Origin of the sequence: Leucothrix mucor DSM 2157, assembly GCF_000419525.1 — a bacterium.
Taxonomy (GTDB): Bacteria; Pseudomonadota; Gammaproteobacteria; order Thiotrichales; family Thiotrichaceae; genus Leucothrix; species Leucothrix mucor.
The window spans coordinates 4,343,361-4,366,975 of the sequence record NZ_ATTE01000001.1; the positions used below are offsets into that span (position 1 = coordinate 4,343,361).

Here is a 23,615-nt window from a genome sequence, read left to right on the forward strand (position 1 = left end):
TAAAGTCTATCGTTAATAATGTGTCAGTCTACTGATTGTCTCACCTCACCGCTGTATACTACGCCCACGGAATATTCTAATTAATCCCGAGGGAGAGAGCGATGAGAAAAGAGTCAATCTGCGTACACGAAGGTTATGAAACGGACCCCGTCACAAAGTCTTGTGCGGTCCCCATTTACCAAACCGTAGCCTATGAATTTGATAACGCACAACACGGTGCGGATTTATTCGATTTAGCGGTGCCAGGTAACATCTACACCCGCATTATGAATCCAACTTGGGATGTGCTGGAAAAGCGGGTTGCAGCATTGGAAGGCGGTATTGCGGCATTGGCGGTGGCTTCCGGAAGTGCGGCGATTAACTACGCACTGCTGACCGTGGCTGAGGCTGGCGATAACATCATTAGCACCCCACAGTTATACGGCGGTACTTACACTTTGTTGGCACACATGCTGCCAAAGCAAGGCATCGAAGTGCGCTTTGCAGAGAGCGATCAAGCGGCGGATATTGAAAAGCTGATTGATGAAAACACCAAAGCGGTCTACTGCGAAACCATCGGTAATCCAGCCGGTAATATCGTTGATATCGCTCCCATTGCTGAGGCGGCACATCGCCATGGCGTTCCATTGATTGTTGATAATACCGTGGCAACTCCAGCGCTGTTAAATCCAATTGAGCATGGCGCAGATATCGTTGTGCACTCGCTGACTAAGTACATGGGTGGCCACGGCACGACCTTGGGCGGCATTATTGTTGATTCCGGTAAATTCCCATGGGCAGAGCACAAGGAACGTTTCCCTGTGTTTAGCCAGCCAGAAGCGGCGTATCATGGTGTGGTGTATAACGATACCTTCGGCCCTGCGGCATTTATTGCGCGCGCGCGAACGGTGCCATTGCGTAATACCGGTTCAGCACTGTCACCACTGAGTGCGTTCCTGTTGTTACAAGGCATTGAAACGCTGCCACTGAGAATGGAGCGTCATTGTGACAATGCGCTGGCGGTGGCGAAATTCCTGCAAGCGCATGAGGAAGTGGAGTGGGTTAACTTCGCTGGTTTGGAAGGCGATAAGTATTACGACCTCGCGCAGAAATACCTAAACGGTAAGCCATCTTCTTTGCTGACCTTTGGTATTAAAGGTGGCTATGAAGCCGGTGTTCGTTTTTACGATGCACTGAAAATGGTTAAGCGCTTGGTAAATATCGGTGATACTAAAACACTGGCTTGCCATCCGGCTTCTACCACTCACCGTCAAATGAGTGAGCAAGAGCAAAAAACTGCGGGCGTTTCTCCGGAAATGTTGCGTCTGTGTGTGGGTATCGAGCATATTGATGACATCATTGCGGATCTGACTCAAGCCTTTGAGTCCGTGTAAAGCTCTGGGTTATTCAGTAAATTGAGTTGGCGGTGTTATAATAAGGCCTGAGCGCGATGCCTGACATCGCCAACTCATTGTGAGTATGGATTCAATCAACCTAATTTAAGGAAGAAGATTATGCCTACTACGAGCAAAGCTGTACAAACGGCTGAAGAGTTAAGAGAGGAATTTGAAGCACTTCGCAATGAAGTGACTGAAGTATTAAGCATGCTCAAAGAGCAGGGCAAAGAAGGCGCAGAGAAGATCACAGACAAGGTTGAAGCTGAGCTGGAAGACTACAAAGAAAAAGCGCGCGAAGGTCTGGAAGCAGCCTATGAAAAGGGCGGCGAAGGCATGGATGAGATCGGTGATCGCATTCGCAAAAATCCAATCGGAAGTTTATTGGTGGCGTTCGGTGTCGGCTATGTGATTTCTAAAATGCTGGATAAGCGTTAATTACTCCCCTTGAAAGTACTTACTGAAACGGTAATCAGCTTATTTGATTTGGCCGAAGCCGAAGGGCGTCTGCTAAAGCAAAAAGCGGTACAAACCATTGGGGTTGGCTTGCTGATGCTGGTCGCGGCCATCTTGTTTTTGATCGCGCTCGGCTTGCTGCTGGCGGCGTTGTACTTTGCCTTAGTCAATGTACTCACGCCAGCGTCGTCGTACTTAATTGTTGCCATTATTGCAGTACTGATGGCGGGAGGTATGTTGTGGTTGGCAATGCGCCTAAACCGAAAACCGTAGACGAGGCGAAAGCCCGCCTGCGTGCAGTGACGACTCAATCGCCGGATTATATCCAGTTCATTCGCCAGCATCCGGTTGGAAGTGCCGGTGCGGCGTTTGCGGCCGGTATATTGCTGCGAAAGCTCGGCAAATTCGGGCTGCCTCCCAGCTTGTTTAGTGTGGGCCTCAAGCTGCTCTCCAAGCTATAAGCACGCCACTAATTGACACTAATCAATGATTCAAACAGTGAGCTGATCACATAATCAGTCATCACTGTTTGAATTTTTTCATTGAATGGAGTCACTTATGAAAACCTTATCCGCGATTATGCTCGGGCTTTTACTGAGTATTTGTACGCCGCTGTATGCTTCTCCAACCATCGACTTTTCCCACTTTGTGAATGGCACTGAAGGCGTGTTGCTGGAAGTCACCAATATGGATGAGAGCGACTCGCTGAATGTTCGTGATGCACCAAACGCCAGAGCCAACATTCGCTATAAAATTCCCTTTGGCAGCGCCGATGTAATGAGCTACGACCCTGATATTGCAAGCCATGTGGGTAAGAGTCATTGGATTGGCATCCGCCTGAGTGTGGAAGATGGCTTCGTCATGGGCTATGTGAATGCGCGCTATCTGAAGTTTGCAGCGCTATACGACACCGCCGTTACTCGTGTATTGGATGTTCGCTTTCCGTACTTTTTGGAGCAGGGTGATCCGGCTGATGATTGGCTGCGAATCTATAAAAATGTGAGCGCCAACTATTACAGTGGTTGCGATATGCGCGATGAGCCAACAATACGACAAGAGCTGCCGCTATTTGATATCCAGTTTAAAGTGTACGAGACCTTAAAAGCAGCACTCTTGGATACGATCGAGTACAAGCCTGAAAATGCCTTGCGCTATTACGATGAAGCCAGCAATTGGTTTCACAATACGGGCAATAGCGCTTTTCAGGCAATTGATGAGTTTGACTGGCAGGGTTATCGCTATACGGTTGGCGCTGAGGGCTGTGGCATCCATCTTGATTACTATCAACGTGGTGGCAAGATACTGGTGATGAAGCATCCTTTTGATACCAATCCGCGCAGGTCTGCGGATGGCGAGCCATTACCAAAGACATGGACTCCTGAAGACATTCGCTTGCTAACCTCAACGATCTTAGAGGATGTGCAGCTCTAGTGAGCTAGGCAGGCGACTTGGCATGGTTCTTGTTTATAACGTTATAGATACGTTAGAACTATACCCCACAAAAACCGTGTGCAGGAGACGCCATGCAAGACCCCGACTATGCGACTCTGCCCGAACTGTTAGCTCAGCTGGCAGAGCCCTTATCGCAAAAGTTAAGCGGCAGCTTCTTCATCGCAACCGATGATAATACCTCCTGCCGCTTTGGTATTGTCGAGGGTGAAATTACGCATTGCAGTTATCGCCGCTATCATGGGCTTGCTGCACTAAAGAAGTTACAAGCTGGAATTCGTGGAAAAAGCGCATTTTCTGAAAATAAAACAACCTTCTTTGCGGTGCGAGATCAGGTACAACATAGGGAGGCTGTCTGGCTGCTTGATATTCGGATTCCTGAAATTGCGGAGCCGGAAGCTGAAGCACTAGATCCTTCAGCGGATGACTCCGATGTCACAATCCGCATCTATCGCGGGCAAGTAATTACCGAACCCAAGGCAGAATCTGCGCAAAGCTCGGAGTCGGCCAAAAAGCCAGTTCGCATGTACCGTGGCCAACGATTGGATGATTAATTGAACAAAGAGTGCACAGCAGTAGTGCGGATACGCCCACATCTGATGCGGCTTATTCTGCTTGTGCTATGCTGTGAGCAAATAATTGTCGGAGTACAATCATGAGTTCACTGGATACCTTACAAAAACAATTAGAGCCGCTCAAAGACAGTGGCCATGCGCCTGTCCACCTATGGCACCCGGAGCATCATGGCAAGGTTGATATCGTGATTCATCATGATGGCAGCTGGACGCATGAGGGTGGCCCGATTAAGCGTGAAGCACTGGTTCGTTTGTTTGCTAGCGTGCTGTGGTATGAAAATGGCGAGCATTATCTCAAGACGCCTGCTGAGCAGATGCAGATTATGGTTGAGACAACGCCGTTTTTGATTACGCAGATGACTGTGCAAGCGAAGGGAACACCAGAGCAGACGATTGTATTCACTACCAGCTATAACGACACCGTGGTGCTTGGGCCGGAGCATGATTTATGGCTAGATAAAACCGTAGTAATAGGCCAGGAAGTACCGTTGGTCGGGGTGCGATATGAAATGTGCGCCCGTTTGGTGCGTAGCGTCTACTTGGAACTGGTTGAGTTGGGTGAGTTGGTTTCAGACAATCAGCATGAGTATTTACGCCTGATGAGCGCGGGGAAGGTATTTCAGTTGCCAATTGCATGAACAGGCGTTAAGTTTCGCTAAATCAGCGTTAATTGGCTATAAAGCTTGTTCAGCTTCGTTCATAAATCATTAAGATGCTGTTCAATAAGAGATGCTTAATATAGCCCACATCAACGGCATGGTGGCCGTTACGAATTAAGACTATACCCCCGTCGCTAAGGATGGCACGAGCAAGACATCGCTCAAGAATGGAAGAGGGCTCAGGCCCTCTATTCGTTTTAACCCGCTTGTTTCACAACCTCAGTCATCAACATATATCCACCGCCTCGAATCGTTTTGAATAAGGGGTGTTGGGCTTCTTCGACCAGAATTTTTTTGCGCAGCTGACCGACGCGTACATCGATCGTACGATCAAATGGCGCGGCATCCCGGCCTCGGGTTTGTTGCAATAAATAATCCCGACTCAGTACCGTTTGTGGGTGCTTCATAAACACTAGTAACAGATCTAATTCAGCCGGTGACAGATCGATCAGGGCTTGCTCAGCATTGTGCAGCTCGCGCACTTTGCTATCCAGTGAATAACCGGCAAAGTGATAACTGCACGTATCCGGTTCGGGCTTGGTTTTTAGCTTCCCTAAACGCCGGAGTACCGCGTTGGAGCGGGCCATTAATTCACTCATATCAAACGGCTTTGGCACATAGTCATCTGCGCCGCCATTTAAGCCAGTGAGTCGATCATTCAGCTCGTTATGCGCAGTGAGCATAATCACGCCGGCTTCATAGTCGCGCTTAATTTCATCCAGCAGGGTAAAGCCGTCTTTTCCGGGTAGGTTGACGTCTAGAAATACGATATCGATTTCGTGCAACTGTAAAATTTGGTGCAGCTCATCGCCGGAGCCTGCGCAATGCACTTGCGCGCCATGGCGCTGAAAATAGCGTTTAATCAGGGATTGGATCGCGACTTCATCATCCACGATCACGATTTGACTGGGGGTATCAGGCATGTTCGGGCTTCAGTATTGCTTTTAGCTTGTTAGCCAGCTCATTTTGCTGGAAGGGCTTACGCAGCAAGTGCTTTTCGTCGAGACTGGACTCCAGTTGTTCGCTGTATCCGGTCATGCAGAGCACTTTGGTCTTTGGATACTGTTGTTTGACTCGCGCGTAAAGGTCTAAACCACTGGTCGAACCTGGCATTACAATGTCGGTAAGCACCAGTTCGTAATCAGGGTTTTGTGAAAGCTGATCCAGTGCGAAATCACCGTTTTCAGCTAAGTCCACAGTGTAGCCCATTTTAGACAAGGTGCGGTGAACAAACTGACGGACCCCTTCGTCATCTTCCACCAATAAAATACGGGCATGTTGCTGTTTGGGTAGAGTGGCCTTCGGCTTCTTTAAGTGAGGGCCGGATGCCTTGGCATCAATCGGAAAAATCAGGCGAATTGTGGTGCCTTCACCCTCTCGGGAGCGGATATCAATGCCGCCGCCGGATTGCTTCACAAAGCCATACACCATACTCAAACCAAGGCCAGTCCCTACGCCGGAGGGTTTGGTGGTATAGAATGGCTCAAAGGCGCGGCTGACAGTTTCATCCGACATGCCTTCGCCTTCATCCGACACGCTAAGCATAATGTAGTGGCCGGTTGGCAGGTCGCTAAAGGTAATGTGGTGCGCGGGCTTTATGTAGTGCTGGGTACGAATGGTGAGTTTGCCGCCTTTAGGCATCGAGTCACGCGCGTTAAGGGTGAGATTGAGCAGGCAGGTTTCCAGCTGATTTTTATCAACCAAAGCGGGCGCTAAACCTGTGGCTAGCCTACGTTTGACCTGCACGGTTTCGCCGAGAGTGCGCTGTAGTAGCACGCTGAACTCTTCAACCAGCGCATTGATATTGGTGGATTCAGGTTTCAATGACTGACGCCGTGAAAAGGTCAGTAAGCGTTGAATTAACTCACCACCACGCTTGGCGGCTTGCTGGCAAGATTGAATCACCTCGCGCATTTCTTCGGTATCTAAACTGTCATCTTCAATGAAGTTGAGATTGCCTAGGATAATGGTCAGCAGATTATTAAAGTCGTGTGCAATACCACCAGTTAAACGCCCCAACGCTTGCATTTTTTGAGATTCGACTAGCTCGCGTTGGGTTTGTTTATGTTCGGTGAGGTCTTGGCCTAAAAAGAAGTAGCCAAGCATTTTGCCGCTTTTATCAAAGTGTGGGATGAAGGAAATCGACACATCCAAAGGAGAGCGGCCTTTGCGGCGAATCACGTATTCGCTGGAGACTTCAGTGCCTTGCAGCACGGTGGCAATGTCATGTTCCATTTTTGCCAGATTGCGCTCTTCGACCAACTCAAAAATCGAGCTACCGATCAGTTGCTCGCGATCTAGCCCAAACCACTCGCGGTGCATATTGTTGATGAATTGGTAGCAGTTGTTTTTATCGACATAGGCGATGAGTGCCGGAACGGCATCGGCGATTTGGCGAATCCATAATTCACTCTTGTGTAGGGCTTCGGCTGTCTTGCGATGGGCTTCGCTTTCGCGGCGATATTCTGCGGTGCGTTTTTTAACACGCTTCTCAAGTCTGGCCTCAGCCTGACGCTGTTCGGTGACATCGGTGTAGGTCGTTACGAAGCCGCCGTTATTCTGCATGGGATTGCCGCGCACTTCGATAATGGTGCCATCAGGTCGAATGCGGTCAAAGACATGGGGCTCAAAGGTTTCGGCTAAGCGAACGCGCTCGGCGACTAATTTATCGATATCGCCCTCGCCATACTCGCCACGTTGCGCATTGAAGCGGAAGATTTCACCGATGTGTTGATCGGTCACCATTAGTGTTTCCGGGACTTCCAAGAGCTCTATCATGCGCTGGTTGCAGGCAATGAGTCGCAAATTTTGATCAAATACTGAGATGCCCTGATCCAGATAGTTGAGGGCATCTAGCGTCCAAGCGCTGCGCTGTTCGAGAGTATTTGGTGGCTTCATTAAATGAGTATTGCTGTTTTTTAGGAACTTGGGGAGTGGTTTTGACGCGCTTTTACCGTGCCTTTACAAAATTTTGTGGGTCGCTGGGCGCCCGTTCTCCGCATTAACATCACTTCACCGACTCGCTTTGCTCGTAAGGACTGCGTGATGTTAATGCGGAGAACGGGCTGGTTTGGTGCGAGTTTTGGGTGGTGGTGGTGGTGGTGGTGGTGGTGGTGGTGGTGGTGGTGGTGGTGGTGGGATAGCAAGGGCGTTAGGTTGATGGGGTGATGGGTTGATGGGTTGATGGGTTGATGGGGTGATGGGGTGATGGGGTGATGGGGTGATGTGGAGATGTGGAGATGTGGAGATGTGGAGATGTGGAGATGTGGAGATGTGGAGATGTGATTTGGGTGTTTTTTACGGCTGGAGGTAACTAATCAGCTTGATCGGGAGGTAAAGTTGTTATTATGGCTTTCGGGCTGTGTGAATGGCCTTAATAAGGTTGCTCTTGGAGTGACCTGCGTACTTTTAGGAGCTTCATGTGAAAATCGTTTCATTGGATCCGGATACTGCGTTTGAGCAAGCGATCAACTCGTTTAATGATGCGAAGAGGCTGGTGGTGGTTGGCTCGCAGCAGAGTATCGAGCAGCTGCAAGAGCAGATGGAGGATATGAGTGAGGGTGAGGATGACATCATTGAAAATGCGATGGATATCGAGCTTGAGGATTGGTTTGAGGATCAGAAGCAGGAGTTGATTAATGGCTTTGAAGATGATGATTTTGATCTTAGCGGGATTGTGGGTGAGTGGCCGGGTGAGGCTGACCTGAAGTCAGATTTTACGTTGGCATTTGATATGTTGTCGGGCGAGGTTGTCGATGATTTATGTGGGTTGAAAATCAAGACGGATGCTTCGTGGAAAATCCCTGCTTATCTGTGCTACGGCGGTTGGAATGCGTGTCCGGAGCCTGAGTTGCAGTGCGCTATTTGGAAGTACTGGGAAGAGAAGTATGGCGCTAAAATTGTCGGAATTAGTGGTGATGTAATAGAGGCTTATGTGTCCAGACCGCCGGAAACGGAAGAGGACGCAATGGAGCTGGCATGGGAGCAATATTTGTACTGTGCTGATATTGTTGATCAGGGCTGCGAGACCATTTCAAATTTGGGGGCGGGTTTAATCAATCATGATAAATGGTATTTCTGGTGGGATTGAATTTGGGAGTCTGAGCTTGAAGGCTGCTGGGGGTTTGCCAATTTCAGACAGAGGTGTATGATAAAAAACATCAAGATAAAGGCTTTTAAAGCGCTGCCTTGAAATTAACTCGGGTTTTAACCAACCCGTCTTTTTCTCAAATCAGTTACTAAGGAGCTTTTCATGACTGATAATACGAATTCAAACCACCAACCTGGCCTATCGACTCTCAGCATTTGGGGAGGCGAGCAGGAGCACGAACTTTACGAGCGTTCGACTCAGGTTCCGGTAGTTCACAGTGTTTCCTTTGCTTATAAAGATATCGATACTTGGCATGCAGTGGCGTTGGAAAAAGAGCCTGGTCACATCTATTCGCGTAATACAAACCCGACTGTGCGTGCCTTTGAAGATAAGGTGAAAGAGCTGGAAGGCGCTGAGGCGGCGACGAGTTTTTCTAGTGGTATGGCGGCGATCAGCAATATCTTCGGGACTTTTTTACGCCCTGGCGATCGCGTGGTTTCGATCAAAGATAGCTACGGTGGAACCAACAAAATATTCACCTCGTTTTTGCCGCCTTTAAATATTGATGTGACCTTATGCGACACGATTGAGTACGAAGAGATTGAGGCAGAGATTGCCAAAGGCTGCACCATGTTGTACCTGGAAACGCCGACCAATCCAACCGTAAAAATCATTGATATCAAGCGACTAGCTGCAGCGGCGAAGAAAGTTGGCGCTTTGGTCGTGGTTGATAACACTTTCGCGACGCCAATTAATCAGAACCCTTTAAAGCTTGGTGCGGACTTGGTGTTGCACTCGGCGTCTAAATATTTGGGTGGTCATGCGGATGCTTTGGGCGGCGTGGCGTGCGGTAATAAAGACCTGATCAAAATGGTGTATCACTACCGTGAAATCAACGGTGCAACACTGGCTCCGATGGATGCCTATAGCTTTATTCGTGGCATGAAAACCTTGAGCTTGCGGGTTGAGCGCCAAAACCAAAGTGCGATGAAAATTGCGACGTGGTTGCAGAGCCATCCAGCGGTTGAGCAGGTGAATTATCCAGGACTGGAGACGCATCCGCATCACGATGTGGCGAAGGCGCAAATGAAGGGTTATGGCGGCATGCTGAGCTTTTCAGTCAAGGGTGGACTAGATGCAATTAAGGTCTTTTTGCCGAAGCTGAAATACGCGCACATGGCGGCGAATCTGGGTTGTGTAGAAACCGTTGTTGGCCCTCCGGTCACGACTAGTCACGTTGAATGTACGCCAGAAGAGCGTGCGGCAGCAGGAATTCCTGAAGGCTTGGTGCGTTACTCAACCGGTATCGAAGATGTTGAAGATTTGATTGCTGATTTGGATCAAGCGCTGAGCTATTTGTAAGCGTTTCGCTGGCTGACTCAGCATCTACAATTGATAAGCTGATGTTGAAATTTTAAGGTTTCAATATCAGCTGATGGTGTGCATGGTAATCTCATGAATATGCACGCAACTTGGCGCGAATGTCAGGTTGCTTTAAGGCACCATTTTTTAATTGATAGCGTTGGGTGATGATATGAGACATGAGGAAATACCGGAAGACCATTCCGATCCGTTACTGAGTTTTTTGCACCGCTGTATTCGGCTTGCGATCAGGGTGTTGGCTGTTTTAATGGTGTTGGTGATCTTTTGGAGTATCGCCGATGTTGTTTATGTTCTGTACATGAGGCTGAGCTCTCCGCCGTACTTCTTGCTCGATATTTCCGATATTTTACAAACCTTTGGCGCCTTTATGTTGGTGCTGATTGCGGTTGAAATATTTACCAATATACGGCTGTATTTGGGCTCGAATATTCTGCCGGTTGAGTTGGTTATTGGAACGGCACTTATGGCCGTGGCGCGGAAGGTGATTGTGTTGGATCTTAAGACGGTGACTTCTGAGCAGATCTTTGGCATTGCCTTGGTGACGTTTGCCTTGGGAATTTCGTTCTGGCTAGTAAGGCACAGCAACAAAGAGCATGGCGGAGAAGAACATCATTGATTGATCGCCAGTCCCCGTATTAACTGCACTACGCCGACTCGCTGCGCTCGTAAGGACTGCGTGAAGTTAATGCTGGGGCTTGCTTGTGCGGTGGTTGCCGGAAGGGTATTCGGCACTTCGTCGATTCGCTGCGCTCGTAAGGACTTTGTGAAGTTAATACGGGGGCTGGCTTGTTCGGTGGTGGGCGGTGGTTGGTTTGAGAGAGGTGAGGGCGTGATTAGTTGTAATCAGTATGACTATATTGAGATAGCGTGTATGCACCGTTATCCGATTATATTGACGATGAAGTCTGGGGAGAGTTTGGCGTGTGTTGCGTTGGATACTCAGCTTGATGAGGCGAAGCAAGAGTGTATTAGGGTGAATGCAGAGGGGGCTGAGCGCTTGGTGGTGTTGGATGAGATTGCTGAGTTGGAAGTATCTATTGAAAACCCACACTTTAAGCATGTATCGTTTGGGTAAGCTGCGGAAACTTTGATTGCGCTAGTTCCCAGTATTAACTGCACTGCGCCGACTTGCTTTGCTCGTGAGGACTTCGTGAAGTTAATACTGGGAACTAGCTTTTATGGTGGTTTTTGGTGTGATTATTTTATTCTAAATTTAAGTAGGGTCAGGGGTCTTAAAGTATGGATATGAGAATTAAAGTTGATGATTTAGCGGATGGAAAAGTGATTGCAATGCTGGAGGCGCATCATGCCGAGATGCATTTGTATTCGCCGCCGGAGAGTATTCATGCGCTTGATAAGTCTAAGTTTAAAGATCCGTCGCTAACTTTCTGGAGTGCTTGGGATGGCGAGGCGTTGGTGGGGTGTGGAGCGCTTAAGCAGCTGTCGGATAAGCATGGCGAAGTGAAGTCGATGCGCACGGCTAAAGGGTATTTGAGACAAGGTGTTGCAGATCATGTGTTGCAGGCGATTTTGGAAGAAGCAAAGCAGCGCGGTTATAAAAAGCTGAGCCTTGAAACGGGCGTGAATGATGCCTTTGGACCGTCGTTGGAGTTATACAAGAAGCACGGATTTGAGGAGTGCGGGCCATTTGGGTGTTATGTGCTTGATCCGCATAGTCAGTTTTATTCTGTTGCGTTGGATGGATGAGCTTTGTGGCGCGCTCGTTCCCGGTATTAACTGCACTCCGCCGACTCGCGTTGCTCGTAAGGACTGCGTGAAGTTAATACCGGGAATGAGCTTGTTTGGTGGTGATGGAGGGATATGACTGCTTACTTGCTAACTTGGAATCCTAAGAATTGGTCTGAGGAACGGTTCGATCAGCTCTATGCTGATTATAAGTTAGATAAAGTGCTTAGATGGAGCTGTGGCTCAACGAAGAAAATTGTTGTTGGAGATGATTTTTACCTGCTCAAGCAAGGCAAAGGTGCTACTGGGGTTATTGGTTCGGGCACGGTGATGTCATCCCCTTACAGCGCAGCGCATTATGAGAGTGATAAGGCTGAGGTGGGTAAAATGGCATTGTATGTGAATGTAAAATTTGAATACTTGTCAGACCCGAGTGCTGCCATTCCGATTCGTCGCGACGAGCTAAATTCTCCTGAGCTGGCTTGCTCAATCTGGAGCGCTCAAGGCTCTGGTAAGACTATCCCAGATACGATTGAAGCGAAGCTTGCTGAGTTATGGCATTCACGAGTTGAGCTAAAAGCATTTACCTATCCTGAAGAAGTCGACTCCGTTATTGAAGGGGCAAAAACTACGGTCACCGTCAACGCCTATGAGCGAAACCCAGAAGCTCGCAAACGGTGTTTAGGTCAATGGGGTTATCATTGTGCAGTCTGTAGTTTCCATTTTGAGCTTTGCTACGTACTAATCGGCAAACAATATATCCATGTTCACCACTTAAAGCCGATCGCATCGATTGGCGAAGAATATGAAATAGACCCCGTGAATGACCTGCGGCCAGTATGTCCAAATTGCCACGCCATGCTACACCGAGAAAGTCCTCCGCTATCAATTGAGGAGCTAAAATCTCTAATAGTTCGTTATAACAACAACTTAAAACACACCCAAAACCAAATCAAAAACCCCATCTAACCGCACAGCTACCACCGCACTACAAGCCAGTCTTCGGTATTAACTTCACGCAGTCCTTACGAGCGCAGCGAGTCGGCGGAGTGCAGTTAATACCGAAGACTGGCAACCTACCACCCGACTTTTACCGCGCGTTTACAAAACCCGCTTGGACACTTCCGCACTCTTCCGTTTAGGATAGCATTCAGAGGAAGTTAATCTTAGAGGCGGAGTTTAGTGGCAAATCAAACTGATACTTTTCCCAAGTTACTGATTGAGAATGCGGAGCGTTTCAAAAACAAAGCCGCCATTCGAGAGAAGGACTATGGGATCTGGCAATCCTGGACCTGGTCGCAGATGCGGGATGAGATATTCGCACTGGCTAACGGTATGGCTGCCTTAGGCTTTAAACGCGGTGATAAGCTGGCCATTGTTGGCCGCAATCGTCCACGTTTATACTGGGGAATGTGTGCAGCGCAGTGCTTAGGCGGGATTCCGGTTCCGGTCTATCAAGACTCCGTTGCAGACGAGATGCAGTATGTTTTGAATCATTCCGAAGTGAACTTTGTACTCGCGGAAGATCAGGAACAAGTTGATAAGATGCTGGAGATTCACGATAGCTGTCCAGCCATGCAACACGTCATCTACGACGACCCTCGCGGCATGCGGGATTACGAATCAGAACACCTCCACGACTTTGCCGAAGTCCAAAAACAAGGCCGCGAATACGCCAAGCAGCACCCCGATTTCCTACTACAAGAAATCAATCAAGGCACTGGCGCAGATATCGGTATCTTCCTGTATACCTCAGGCACCACCGGTAAGCCGAAAGGCGTGGTGATGACCAATGACAATATTCTTATTACTGCCCGTAACAGTGTCGAATTCGACAACCTGACTGCCGATGAGGAGATCGTTTCGTATCTTCCAATGGCATGGGTTGGCGATCATATTTTCTCCTATGCCCAAGCTTATGTGACCGGTTTTTGTGTGAACTGTCCTGAAAGCGAGGCAACCATCGCGACCGATTTACGGGAAATCGGTCCGACCTATTACTTTGCACCGCCGCGTGTTTTTGAAAACATTCTCACTACCGTCACCATTCGTATGATGGATGCCGGAACGCTGAAGCGGGTGATGTTTAACTACTTTATGGAAGTCGCCAAAAAAACCGGCGTGGCAATGCTGGACGGTAAAGAAGTCTCCCGCAAAGAGAGGTTCATGTACTGGCTGGACAATATTTTGGTCTATGCCCCACTGAAGAACACCATGGGCTTTAGCCGGATTCGTTTGGCGTATACTGCGGGTGAAGCGATTGGCCCTGAAATCTTCGATTTCTTCCGCTCTTTAGGTATCAATATCAAACAGTTGTACGGCCAAACGGAAGCGGCGGTCTTTATTACCATGCAGCCGGATGGCGAGATTTTTGCCGATACTGTGGGCGTTCCGGCGCCGGGCGTCGAAGTGAAAGTGAATGAAAATGGGGAAGTGATGTATCGCGGCCCTGGTGTATTCCACAGCTACTACAAAAACGAAGAATCGACTCGCGAAACCAAAGATGCCGAAGGCTTCGTGTATACCGGTGATGCCGGTTACTTTGCAGATAATGGTCACTTAAAAATCATTGATCGCGCGAAAGACGTGGGTAAGTTCAACGATGGCAGCATGTTCGCGCCGAAGTATATCGAGAACAAACTCAAATTCTTCCCACATATCAAAGAAGTGGTGGCGATTGGCGATGGCAAAGATCATTGCACCGCCTTTATTAATATCGACTTGGAAGCGGTGGGTAACTGGGCGGAGCGCAATAATGTGCCGTATGCCAGTTATCAGGAGTTGGCGCAGGATGAGCGCGTTTACCAAATGATGCTGGAAAGTATCGAACAGGTAAATAAAGACCTATCAACCGACAGCCTGATGTCTAAATCACAGGTTCATCGCTTCTTGATTTTGCACAAAGAACTCGATCCGGATGATGGCGAGTTAACGCGTACCGGTAAAGTGCGCCGTCGTATCGTGAATGAGAAATACGCTGTGCTGATCGAAGCACTCTATAACGGCGCGAAGGAATGCTTCATCAAAACCGAGGTGGCGTTTGAAGATGGCCGCAAAGGCTCGATTGAAGCGACCTTGAAAATCAGTGATGCCAAGACCTTCGAACCCGCTCCGCAGGAGGCAAAGTCATGAGTGACGATAAGAGAACTGGCGAGACTTTGCTGGAAGTTAAGAACATTTCATTGTCATTTGGTGGTGTTAAGGCGCTGACCGACATCAGTTTCGATATTAAAGAAGGTGAGATTCGCGCGATTATCGGCCCGAACGGTGCGGGCAAAAGCTCGATGCTGAACGTGATTAGTGGCTTTTACACGCCGCAAGAAGGCGAGGTTTGGTTCCGTGGCGAAAAGCGCGGCAATATGAAGCCTTATCAAGTCGCCCGCCAAGGGGTGGCGCGCACCTTCCAAAACATTGCATTGTTTAAAGGCATGTCTACCTTGGACAACCTAATGACTGGCCGCATTACCCAGATGAATACCAATATGTTTTGGCAGGCGATCTGGAAAGGGCCAGCCGAACGCGAGGAGATGGAACATCGCGAGCGCGTTGAGCACATCATCGACTTCTTGGGTATTCAGGCGATTCGTAAAACACCGGTTGGGCGCTTGCCTTACGGAATGCAAAAGCGCGTTGAGCTAGGTCGTGCACTGGCTGCCGAGGCCAAATTACTGCTGCTGGATGAGCCAATGGCGGGGATGAATCTGGAAGAAAAAGAGGACATGAGCCGCTTTATTCTGGATGTGAACGATGAGTTTGGCACGACGGTTACCTTGATCGAGCATGATATCGGCGTGGTCATGGATCTGTCAGATCGCGTAGTGGTGTTGGATTATGGCTGCAAGCTGGCCGATGGCGTACCGGAAGACGTGCGCAATAATCAAGCGGTTATCGATGCCTATCTGGGAGTAAGTCATGACTAATTTCAATGATCGAAGCAACCATCAACTGGTTCAGCAGAGGGGGAACGTATGAGTCCGTTTATTCTTAATGCGCTGGAGGTCATTCTCAACGGCCTGATGGCGGGTGTGATGTACTCACTGGTGGCTTTGGGCTTTGTACTGATTTACAAAGCATCCGGTATTTTTAACTACTCGCAGGGTGTAATGGCCTTGTTTGCAGCCTTGACGTTGGTGGGTTTTCAAACCGGACAGATTCCGTTTTCGCATCTGATTAATGCCATCTTTGGCACCAATCTGCATCATTGGGGGAGTGGTATGAATACCTTCCTCGCAATATTGGCAACCATGGCGGTAATGGTTCTGTTTGCCTGGCTGTTGGAGCGGATTGTACTGAAACACATGGTCAATCAGGCACCGATTATTCTGTTTATGACCACCATCGGTTTAGCCTACTTCATGGAAGGTTTTGGCGACCTGATGTGGGGCGCAGACATTAAAACACTGGATGTGGGACTGCCTTCTGGTGGCTCGCGCTGGCTAGAAGATGCAACCATTGGCTGGGCCGCTGAAGGCACTGAATATTATGGCATGTATATTGATGTGCTGGATGTGTGGGCGGCGGGTATCTCTATTTTGCTGGTTATCGCACTGACTTTATTCTCGCAATACACCAAGACTGGCCGCGCACTTCGTGCAGTAGCTGATGACCATCAGGCGGCATTAACCGTCGGTATTTCATTGCGCACGATTTGGATTATCGTCTGGTCGCTAGCAGGCTTTGTGGCACTGGTCGCCGGTATTATGTGGGGCTCTAAATCAGGTGTTCAGTTCTCCTTATCCTTGATTGCTTTGAAGGCTTTACCGGTATTGATACTGGGCGGATTTACCTCGATTCCCGGTGCCATTATTGGTGGCTTGATTATCGGCGTGGGTGAGAAGTTATTTGAATTCACTGTCGGTGCCATGATCGGTGGCGCGACTGAAAACTGGTTCGCTTATGTACTGGCCTTGGCCTTCCTGATGTTCAGACCACAAGGTCTGTTCGGCGAAAAGATTATAGAGAGGGTTTAACGAATGTTTTATAGAGAAGCAGGTGATTTTAAAACCTCCTACGCCAAGGATCAGCAGTCGTTCCCGATTAAACTAGACCGCTACTGGGTTTGGGGTGTACTGGCCTTTGCCTTTTTAGTGGTGCCGTTTTTCATCAATGACTACTGGGAAAAGTCGGTATTACTACCGTTCCTGGTTTGGTCAATGGCAGCGCTGGGATTGAATATTCTGACCGGCTATTGCGGACAAGTAAGTTTAGGAACCGGTGGTTTTATGGCCGTCGGTGCATACTCCTGCTACAAGCTGATGGTGGCTTTTCCGGGGATGAATATCTTCATCGTGGTAATTCTGGCAGGCTTGATTACTGCGGTAGTGGGGATTGCGTTTGGCTTGCCCAGCTTACGGATCAAGGGATTCTATCTGGCGGTTGCCACACTGGCCTCCCAGTTCTTCCTGATCTGGATGTTTAACAAGATTCCATGGTTTTACAACTACTCAGCGTCCGGCATGATTACCTCGCCTGAGCGGATGATCTTCGGTGTACCCATTACCGGTGCCGCAGCGCCATCTTGGGCCACTTACTTATTCTGTTTAACGCTGGTGACCATCTTTGCTTTTGTTGCCAGAAACCTGACGCGAGGCCGCATTGGTCGCTCATGGATGGCAATCCGTGACATGGACATCGCTGCAGAAATCATCGGTGTACCACCATTACGTGCTAAGTTATCTGCATTTGCGGTAAGTTCGTTCTATATCGGTATGTCTGGTGCGATGCTGTTTGGTGTTTACTTAGGCTCAGCAGAGCCGACCGAAGCGTTCGGTATTGATAAGTCATTCTTAGTATTATTCATGGTTATTGTCGGTGGTCTCGGCAGTATCCTAGGTTCTTTCTTAGGCGCGGCATTCTTGATTTTGGTGCCAGTATTAATGAAGAACATCATGGTTGGTGGCTTCGGTTGGCCAGCTGATTTGGCGGCACACCTTGAGTTGTTATTCATTGGTGCGTTGATCATGTTTTTCTTAATCGTCGAACCACACGGGTTAGCCCAGTTGTGGCGCATGACAAAAGAGAAGCTCCGCCTCTGGCCATTCCCGCACTAACCACCGGTCAGAGAAGCGGCCTACGGCTTTAGCATAAACGCTTCGCCTCCTTCGTCGGAAGGCGCTTATTCTGCTAAAGCCGCAGACCGCTAGATTGATAATGTGCCAGTACATCGGCAATAAATGTGTTATTTGGAGGAAGTAAAATGAAGGTTAAGTTTAAATCATTAAGCGCTGCAGTCGTCGCAGCAACGATCATGGCAACTGCAATGCCAGCAATGGCAGATCTGACATTCCCAATGTTGAGCTACCGTACCGGTCCATACGGCCCGAATGGAACTGAGTTTGCTGACGGATATGCCGATTACTTCACATTGCTGAATGAGCGCGATGGCGGCATCGGTGGCGTAAAAACTGAAACGCCTGAGTGTGAAACTGCATACAACACGCAAAAAGGTGTGGAGTGCTACGAGTCGACTAAAGGTGATGGCGCCTTGACTTATCAGCCACTTTCAACCGGTATTACCTACCAGCTTATTCCTAAAGTGACTGAGGACGATATCCCAATGCACTCAATGGGTTACGGACGGACCTCGGCATCTAACGGTAAAGTATTCAGTCACGTATTTAACTACCCTGCAAACTACTGGGATGGCGCGTCAGTTATCGTTAAGCACATCTCCGATCAGGAAAAGGGGGACCTCAAGGGTAAGAAAATTGCGTTGGTATATCACAACTCTGCATTCGGAAAAGAGCCGATTCGTACCTTGGAAGAACTATCCAAGCAGCACGGCTACAAGCTGAGCTTATTACCGATCGATCATCCGGGTCAGGAACAGAAATCACAATGGTTGCAAATTCGTCGTGAGCGCCCTGACTACGTCATCATGTATGGCTGGGGTGTAATGAACCAAGTGGCGATTAAAGAAGCTGGAAACATCCGCTTCCCAATGGATAAGTTTATTGGCATCTGGTGGTCCGGTTCAGAAAATGACGTATTGCCAGCAGGCGATGCAGCTAATGGCTACAAAGCGGTTACCTTCCACGGTGTGGGCGATGATTACCCGGTATTTGACGACATCAAAAAGTACGTAAAAGACGCCGGTAAAGCAGCTGGTGGTGGTGGCAATATTGGTACTGCCGTATACAACCGTGGCCTGTACGCCGCAATGCTCGCAGCCGAAGCCGCAGCCAACGCGCAGAAGATGTTCAATACCAAAGAAATCACCAGCAGCCAAATGCGCGAAGGTATGGAGTCTTTGAAAATCGACAACGCACGCATGGAAGAGCTTGGCCTGAAAGGCTTTGGTCCTGAAATCAGCGTAACTTGCGAAAACCACGGTGGCCCTGGTCTGGGCGCGATTCAGCAGTGGGATGCTAAAGCGAAGAAGTGGAGCTTAATCACCGACTTCGTAGCGTCTGATCGCTCAGTGATTGATCCATTAATTGCTGAAGATTCTGCGGCATTCGCTAAAGAAAACAACATCACCGAGCGTGACTGTAAGTCATAAAAGGTAAGCAGTGTTGAAGCGCTGGGTGGCTCAGTCCATAGGACCACCCAGCGCTACTCCATCACCCTTGACTCGAAGCCTGGAATCAGCAGCTTAATAATTAACTAAAACCGAGCCTTCCGACGCAGGAGGCGAAGCGATTTTAGTTAATTATTAAGATGCAACCCACAAGAGCCAAAACTCAATTTGATGACGGAAAACTATGTCGACAGAAAATACAATTCTCAGCATTAAGAACATCGAAGTGATCTACGATCACGTGATTCTAGTGCTCAAAGGGGTATCACTGGACGTCCCCAAAGGCGGCATTGTGGCCTTATTGGGCGCGAATGGCGCAGGCAAAACGACGACCATTAAGTCCATTTCGAATATCTTAAGAACCGAACGCGGCGAAGTCACCAAAGGCTCCATCAGCTTTGAAGGTGAGCGTATCGAAAACCTGTCACCCACCGAGCTGGTCAAAAAGGGTGTGGTACAGGTGATGGAAGGCCGCCATTGTTTTGAACATTTAACCGTTGAAGAAAATTTGCTAACTGGCGCTTACACCCGCAAAGATGGTCGCAAAGCGGTAATGGATGATCTGGAGAAGGTTTACAACTACTTCCCACGCCTTCGCGAGCGCCGCAAAAGTCAGGCAGGTTATACCTCCGGTGGTGAGCAGCAAATGGTTGCCGTGGGCCGTGCCTTAATGGCCAAGCCAAAACTGATCTTGCTGGATGAGCCATCCATGGGATTAGCGCCACAGCTGGTAGAAGAAATCTTCGAAATCGTTAAAGCGCTGAATGAGAAAGAGGGTGTGACCTTCTTACTGGCGGAACAAAATGCTTCCGTCGCACTGCGCTACGCCACTTACGGATACATTCTGGAAAATGGCCGGGTGGTGATGGATGGCGAAGCTAAAGCGCTGGCCGATAATGAAGATGTTAAAGAGTTTTATCTTGGCTTAAGTGGTGGCGACAAGAAGAGCTTCCGTGATGTGAAGCACTACCGTCGTCGTAAACGCTGGTTAGCTTAAGGGGGTCTCATTATGTCTGAATTTTATGATGTGCTGGAAACGCGCAGCCAAGATGAGCGCGGATCAGATCATTTGGCCGCATTAAAGCAACAGTTACAGCATGCTAAAGCCAATGCTCCAGCCTACGCTGAAATCTTGGCAACGTTTGATGTGAGCGCGGTGAATGAGTTTGCAGACTTGCAGGCTTATCCGATCACACGCAAATCCGAATTAATTTCAAAGCAAGCGGGCATGCGTCCGTTTGGTGGGCTGACTGCGATTGATGATGGTCAGCTGCGGTATATTTTCTCATCGCCCGGCCCAATTTATGAGCCACAGACACGCCGTGATGATTACTGGCGCTTTGCCCGAGCTTTGTTTGCGGCAGGCTTTAGAAAAGGCGATGTTGTGCATAACACCTTTTCGTATCATCTGACGCCAGCAGGTTCGATGATGGATAGCGGTTGTCATGCGCTAGGTTGCGTAGTGATTGCAGCGGGTGTTGGCCAAACCGAGTTACAAATCCAGACGATTGCTGATTTAAAGCCGAATGCTTATGTGGGTACGCCATCCTTTTTACGAATTTTGCTGGAAAAAGCGGATGAGTTAGGCACAGATGTTAGTAGTATCAAAAAAGCACTAGTGTCTGGTGAAGCCTTTCCACCCTCTACCCGAGCCTTTTTTGAAGCGCGTGGAATTAAAGCCTCACAATGTTATGCCACGGCGGATTTGGGTTTGATTGCTTATGAGTCGACTGCTGACTCTGGCTTGATTCTGGATGAAGGCGTACATGTTGAAATTGTACGACCTGGTACCGGCGAAGTTGTTGCTGATGGCGAAGTCGGTGAAATTGTTGTCACCACATTTAACCCCGACTACCCACTGCTGCGCTTTGCCACGGGTGATTTATCCGCTGTTTTAGTGGGCGATAGCCCTTGTGGGCGTACTAATCGCCGGATTAAAGGTTGGATGGGGCGTGCTGATCAAACCGCAAAAGTGCGCGGTATGTTTATTCATCCGGAGCAGGTTGATCAGGTGGCTAAGCGTCATCCTGAAATCAAGCGTGCTAAGTTGGTGATTGAGTGGATTGATGAAAGTGATCAGATGTCACTGCATTGCGAAGTGGCTGCAGCCTCTGTTGAGCTTGAGCAGGCCGTTGCCAGTAGCGTTCGCGAACTGTGTAAAATTCGCGGCACGGTTAAACTGGTTGAGCTTGGTTCTTTAGCCAATGACGGGCTAGTGATTGCTGACGAGCGTAAATACGATTAACGCATCAGGCGGTGGATAGCCGGAATCACGATATCCACCGCGCTGCCTTCGGCGGGCACATAGCGCGGGTAGATTGGGTTATTGCGGTCATCCACAATATCGGTCCACGCGACAGTGCTATCAATAAACGCCTGCACACCTTCTGGTCCAAACCATTGGTGATAACCAAATAATACGGTTTCAACATACGACCAGAGAATTGGCTTGGCCGCTTGCGCCAGTTCGCCACCTTCCAATACATACATTTGCACATCATCGGGCTTGCTCTGAATCATCAGCTTAGGTGAGGCCTCGGCCATCCATTCGTGAGCATTGAGTGGGCGGCGTGTATAGCCGACTTCACGAGCATCTAATTCAATCCAGTTGTCATTGGGCACTTGTGCCATTAAGCCCTGAATCTGCGAGTTGGTATCTGGAATCACACTTAAAAAGGCATGCTCATAGCACTCATCATTCGCCCAGGCGCGTTTCCAGCCTTTAACGCTGGCAGGAGTAACGGGATCGTAGCGGTGGGTGCCAGTGTTTACCAGTGAACCAAATCCAAAAAAACAGGCCATGAGAATCCTTCTATTAAGCGGCTAAGTGGAGAGGGTTATAACAAAAAAGCCGCAACCAATCCATGGTCGCGGCTTTCTTCTTGCCAGTGAGGGCGAGTGGTTAATCGGGGCGAGCGATTAACGACAAGCTCTATATTGGAAGTTGTAACGGTACAATGTTCGAGTCTTCAGATCGACAGAGTCCACCATGTTGAGTGCTTCACGTCCACGTTGAGTACGAACCGTGGCAGCAGTCTTTGAGCGAAGTACCACGTCAGCACCACAAGGAGACCATACGTTAGCGAATACGCCTAAACGATCGCGGATCAGGTAGTCTTGTGAACGTGCGCCATTCCAGGTTTTAGTCAGGCTTGGGCCAGTTCGTCCTGCGAAGAAATAATCGCGGGTAAAGGTCGCTTTAGCGCCGCGTGGCAGGTCAGTAAATCCACGGTAATCCGCATCAATCAATGAAACACTTACGCCGCTTGGTACTTTCAAACCGAATGCGATATCACACTTCTTACGGTCAAAGGTACGTTGGCCACGGCCACCGGCTTCTGCGATGTACTGATCAAACATAACTGAAACGCTTTTCTTGTCTGCAGCCAGTACGACGCTTGCAGAACCTGCTGGACAACCGTTACCGGCGTAACCAACATTTTGAATGCGAACCTGGCCAATATTTGGGGCTGCTACTGCGGCTTGTGAAACGGCTAGTATCAGGGCTGAAGTGGCTAATAATGTTTTGCTATGCTTAATCATGATAAGTATCCCTCGAATCAGTTAATGTAGTGGTGTTCCCTTTTTAAAGCAGAGCAATCATTTTTATTGATTTAAAAGTCATTACTCTTATCTTAGTAAGCGCAAATTTCCGATAAAAGAGCTCATTAATTTTAAATTAATTGTTAAATAAATAAGTGACGGTTGAAAATATAAAAAAAGCCGCAGGAATTAATCCCTGCGGCTTGCTATATCAGTGAAACGAGTGGTTAATCGGGTTGAGCGATTAACGACAAGCTCTATATTGGAAGTTATAACGGTACAATGTGCGAGTCTTCAGATCGACAGAGTCCACCATGTTGAGTGCTTCACGTCCACGTTGTGTACGAACCGTTGCTGCAGTCTTTGAGCGAAGTACCACGTCGGCACCACAAGGAGACCATACGTTAGCAAATACACCTAAACGATCGCGGATCAGGTAGTCTTGTGAGCGTGCGCCATTCCAGGTTTTAGTCAGGCTTGGACCAGTTCGTCCTGCGAAGAAATAATCGCGGGTAAAGGTTGCTTTAGCGCCGCGTGGCAGGTCAGTAAAGCCACGGTAGTCTGCATCAATCAATGAAACACTCACACCGCTTGGCACTTTCAAACCGAATGCGATATCACACTTCTTACGGTCAAATGTACGTTGGCCACGGCCACCGGCTTCTGCGATGTACTGATCAAACATAACCGAGACGCTTTTCTTGTCAGCAGCCAGTACCACGCTGGCAGAACCTGCTGGACAACCGTTACCGGCGTAACCAACGTTTTGAATTCTTATCTGACCAAGATTTGGGGCTGCTACTGCGGCTTGTGAAACGGCTAGTATCAGGGCTGAAGTGGCTAATAATGTTTTGCTATGCTTAATCATGATAAGTATCCCTC

25 protein-coding genes are annotated in these 23,615 nt (G+C 48.8%); 20 read left to right on the plus strand and 5 right to left on the minus strand.

Features of this window, described 5'->3' with window-relative positions; translation table 11 throughout:
- Positions 1-101 precede the first annotated feature (101 nt).
- The 7 genes from LEUMU_RS0119740 (at position 102) to LEUMU_RS0119775 (ending at position 4,491) form a co-directional block, all read left to right on the plus strand.
- Positions 102-1,373 carry an O-acetylhomoserine aminocarboxypropyltransferase/cysteine synthase family protein gene (locus LEUMU_RS0119740; RefSeq protein WP_022954030.1) on the plus strand — a complete coding sequence of 424 codons (1,272 nt, stop codon included), beginning with the start codon at positions 102-104 and terminating at the stop codon, positions 1,371-1,373.
- Between the two features lie 120 nt (positions 1,374-1,493).
- On the plus strand, positions 1,494-1,811 hold the full coding sequence (locus LEUMU_RS0119745; protein ID WP_022954031.1) for an ElaB/YgaM/YqjD family protein: 318 nt from the start codon (positions 1,494-1,496) through the stop codon (positions 1,809-1,811).
- A 9-nt stretch (positions 1,812-1,820) separates the two neighbouring features.
- A complete protein-coding gene (locus LEUMU_RS0119750) occupies positions 1,821-2,102 on the plus strand; it encodes a phage holin family protein (protein ID WP_026744965.1) in 282 nt (93 codons plus the stop codon).
- Positions 2,069-2,290, plus strand: a complete 222-nt coding sequence (locus LEUMU_RS0119755) for a hypothetical protein (protein WP_026744966.1) — start codon at positions 2,069-2,071, stop codon at positions 2,288-2,290. The genes LEUMU_RS0119750 and LEUMU_RS0119755 overlap by 34 nt, the downstream gene beginning before the upstream one ends.
- A 97-nt stretch (positions 2,291-2,387) precedes the next feature.
- Positions 2,388-3,260: an SH3 domain-containing protein gene (locus tag LEUMU_RS0119765; RefSeq protein WP_022954033.1), complete on the plus strand. Its 873-nt coding sequence runs from the start codon at positions 2,388-2,390 to the stop codon at positions 3,258-3,260.
- A gap of 92 nt (positions 3,261-3,352) precedes the next feature.
- A complete protein-coding gene (locus LEUMU_RS0119770; protein WP_022954034.1) occupies positions 3,353-3,832 on the plus strand; it encodes a hypothetical protein in 480 nt (159 codons plus the stop codon).
- A gap of 101 nt (positions 3,833-3,933) precedes the next feature.
- The gene (locus tag LEUMU_RS0119775; protein WP_022954035.1) at positions 3,934-4,491 is read left to right on the plus strand and encodes a DUF1285 domain-containing protein; all 558 of its coding nucleotides are present in this window, start codon (positions 3,934-3,936) and stop codon (positions 4,489-4,491) included.
- Between the two features lie 218 nt (positions 4,492-4,709).
- Here LEUMU_RS0119775 and LEUMU_RS0119780 read toward each other — a convergent pair whose 3' ends face one another.
- Both LEUMU_RS0119780 and LEUMU_RS0119785 read right to left on the minus strand, forming a co-directional pair.
- Positions 4,710-5,435, minus strand: a complete 726-nt coding sequence (locus LEUMU_RS0119780; protein WP_022954036.1) for a response regulator transcription factor — start codon at positions 5,433-5,435, stop codon at positions 4,710-4,712.
- Positions 5,428-7,410: a PAS-domain containing protein gene (locus LEUMU_RS0119785; RefSeq protein WP_022954037.1), complete on the minus strand. Its 1,983-nt coding sequence runs from the start codon at positions 7,408-7,410 to the stop codon at positions 5,428-5,430. The genes LEUMU_RS0119780 and LEUMU_RS0119785 overlap by 8 nt, the downstream gene beginning before the upstream one ends.
- A 523-nt stretch (positions 7,411-7,933) precedes the next feature.
- On the opposite strand from LEUMU_RS0119785, the gene LEUMU_RS28325 reads away from it, so the two are divergent.
- From LEUMU_RS28325 to LEUMU_RS0119855, 13 genes are all read left to right on the plus strand, one after another.
- A complete protein-coding gene (locus tag LEUMU_RS28325) occupies positions 7,934-8,602 on the plus strand; it encodes a DUF4253 domain-containing protein (RefSeq protein WP_022954039.1) in 669 nt (222 codons plus the stop codon).
- A gap of 162 nt (positions 8,603-8,764) precedes the next feature.
- Complete coding sequence (locus LEUMU_RS0119800; protein WP_022954040.1) at positions 8,765-9,964, plus strand: cystathionine gamma-synthase family protein; 1,200 nt, start codon at positions 8,765-8,767, stop codon at positions 9,962-9,964.
- Between the two features lie 172 nt (positions 9,965-10,136).
- Positions 10,137-10,601 (plus strand): phosphate-starvation-inducible PsiE family protein, encoded by a 465-nt coding sequence (locus tag LEUMU_RS0119805; protein WP_022954041.1) that lies wholly within the window; start codon positions 10,137-10,139, stop codon positions 10,599-10,601.
- A 69-nt stretch (positions 10,602-10,670) separates the two neighbouring features.
- Positions 10,671-11,060 (plus strand): Rho-binding antiterminator, encoded by a 390-nt coding sequence (locus tag LEUMU_RS29090; protein WP_022954042.1) that lies wholly within the window; start codon positions 10,671-10,673, stop codon positions 11,058-11,060.
- 164 nt (positions 11,061-11,224) lie between these two features.
- Complete coding sequence (locus LEUMU_RS0119815; protein WP_022954043.1) at positions 11,225-11,692, plus strand: GNAT family N-acetyltransferase; 468 nt, start codon at positions 11,225-11,227, stop codon at positions 11,690-11,692.
- A gap of 114 nt (positions 11,693-11,806) precedes the next feature.
- Positions 11,807-12,640, plus strand: coding sequence for an HNH endonuclease (locus tag LEUMU_RS26975; RefSeq protein ID WP_022954044.1), 834 nt, complete (start codon positions 11,807-11,809; stop codon positions 12,638-12,640).
- A gap of 213 nt (positions 12,641-12,853) precedes the next feature.
- The gene (locus LEUMU_RS26980) at positions 12,854-14,803 is read left to right on the plus strand and encodes an AMP-binding protein (RefSeq protein ID WP_022954045.1); all 1,950 of its coding nucleotides are present in this window, start codon (positions 12,854-12,856) and stop codon (positions 14,801-14,803) included.
- The gene (locus LEUMU_RS0119830; protein ID WP_022954046.1) at positions 14,800-15,591 is read left to right on the plus strand and encodes an ABC transporter ATP-binding protein; all 792 of its coding nucleotides are present in this window, start codon (positions 14,800-14,802) and stop codon (positions 15,589-15,591) included. The genes LEUMU_RS26980 and LEUMU_RS0119830 overlap by 4 nt, the downstream gene beginning before the upstream one ends.
- Positions 15,592-15,639: 48 nt before the next feature.
- Positions 15,640-16,641 (plus strand): branched-chain amino acid ABC transporter permease, encoded by a 1,002-nt coding sequence (locus tag LEUMU_RS0119835; RefSeq protein WP_022954047.1) that lies wholly within the window; start codon positions 15,640-15,642, stop codon positions 16,639-16,641.
- A 3-nt stretch (positions 16,642-16,644) separates the two neighbouring features.
- On the plus strand, positions 16,645-17,721 hold the full coding sequence (locus LEUMU_RS0119840) for a branched-chain amino acid ABC transporter permease (protein ID WP_022954048.1): 1,077 nt from the start codon (positions 16,645-16,647) through the stop codon (positions 17,719-17,721).
- 146 nt (positions 17,722-17,867) lie between these two features.
- Positions 17,868-19,172, plus strand: coding sequence for an ABC transporter substrate-binding protein (locus LEUMU_RS0119845; RefSeq protein WP_022954049.1), 1,305 nt, complete (start codon positions 17,868-17,870; stop codon positions 19,170-19,172).
- Between the two features lie 202 nt (positions 19,173-19,374).
- Entirely contained in the window at positions 19,375-20,187 is an 813-nt protein-coding gene (locus LEUMU_RS0119850; protein WP_022954050.1) for an ABC transporter ATP-binding protein, read from the plus strand.
- A gap of 12 nt (positions 20,188-20,199) precedes the next feature.
- On the plus strand, positions 20,200-21,435 hold the full coding sequence (locus LEUMU_RS0119855) for a phenylacetate--CoA ligase family protein (RefSeq protein ID WP_022954051.1): 1,236 nt from the start codon (positions 20,200-20,202) through the stop codon (positions 21,433-21,435).
- Here the strand turns inward: LEUMU_RS0119855 and LEUMU_RS0119860 are convergent.
- The 3 genes from LEUMU_RS0119860 to LEUMU_RS0119870 form a co-directional block, all read right to left on the minus strand.
- A complete protein-coding gene (locus tag LEUMU_RS0119860; RefSeq protein ID WP_022954052.1) occupies positions 21,432-21,992 on the minus strand; it encodes a gamma-glutamylcyclotransferase in 561 nt (186 codons plus the stop codon). The genes LEUMU_RS0119855 and LEUMU_RS0119860 overlap by 4 nt on opposite strands.
- A gap of 117 nt (positions 21,993-22,109) precedes the next feature.
- Complete coding sequence (locus tag LEUMU_RS0119865) at positions 22,110-22,733, minus strand: DUF4360 domain-containing protein (RefSeq protein WP_022954053.1); 624 nt, start codon at positions 22,731-22,733, stop codon at positions 22,110-22,112.
- A gap of 244 nt (positions 22,734-22,977) precedes the next feature.
- Positions 22,978-23,601, minus strand: a complete 624-nt coding sequence (locus tag LEUMU_RS0119870) for a DUF4360 domain-containing protein (RefSeq protein ID WP_022954054.1) — start codon at positions 23,599-23,601, stop codon at positions 22,978-22,980.
- Positions 23,602-23,615 lie beyond the last annotated feature (14 nt).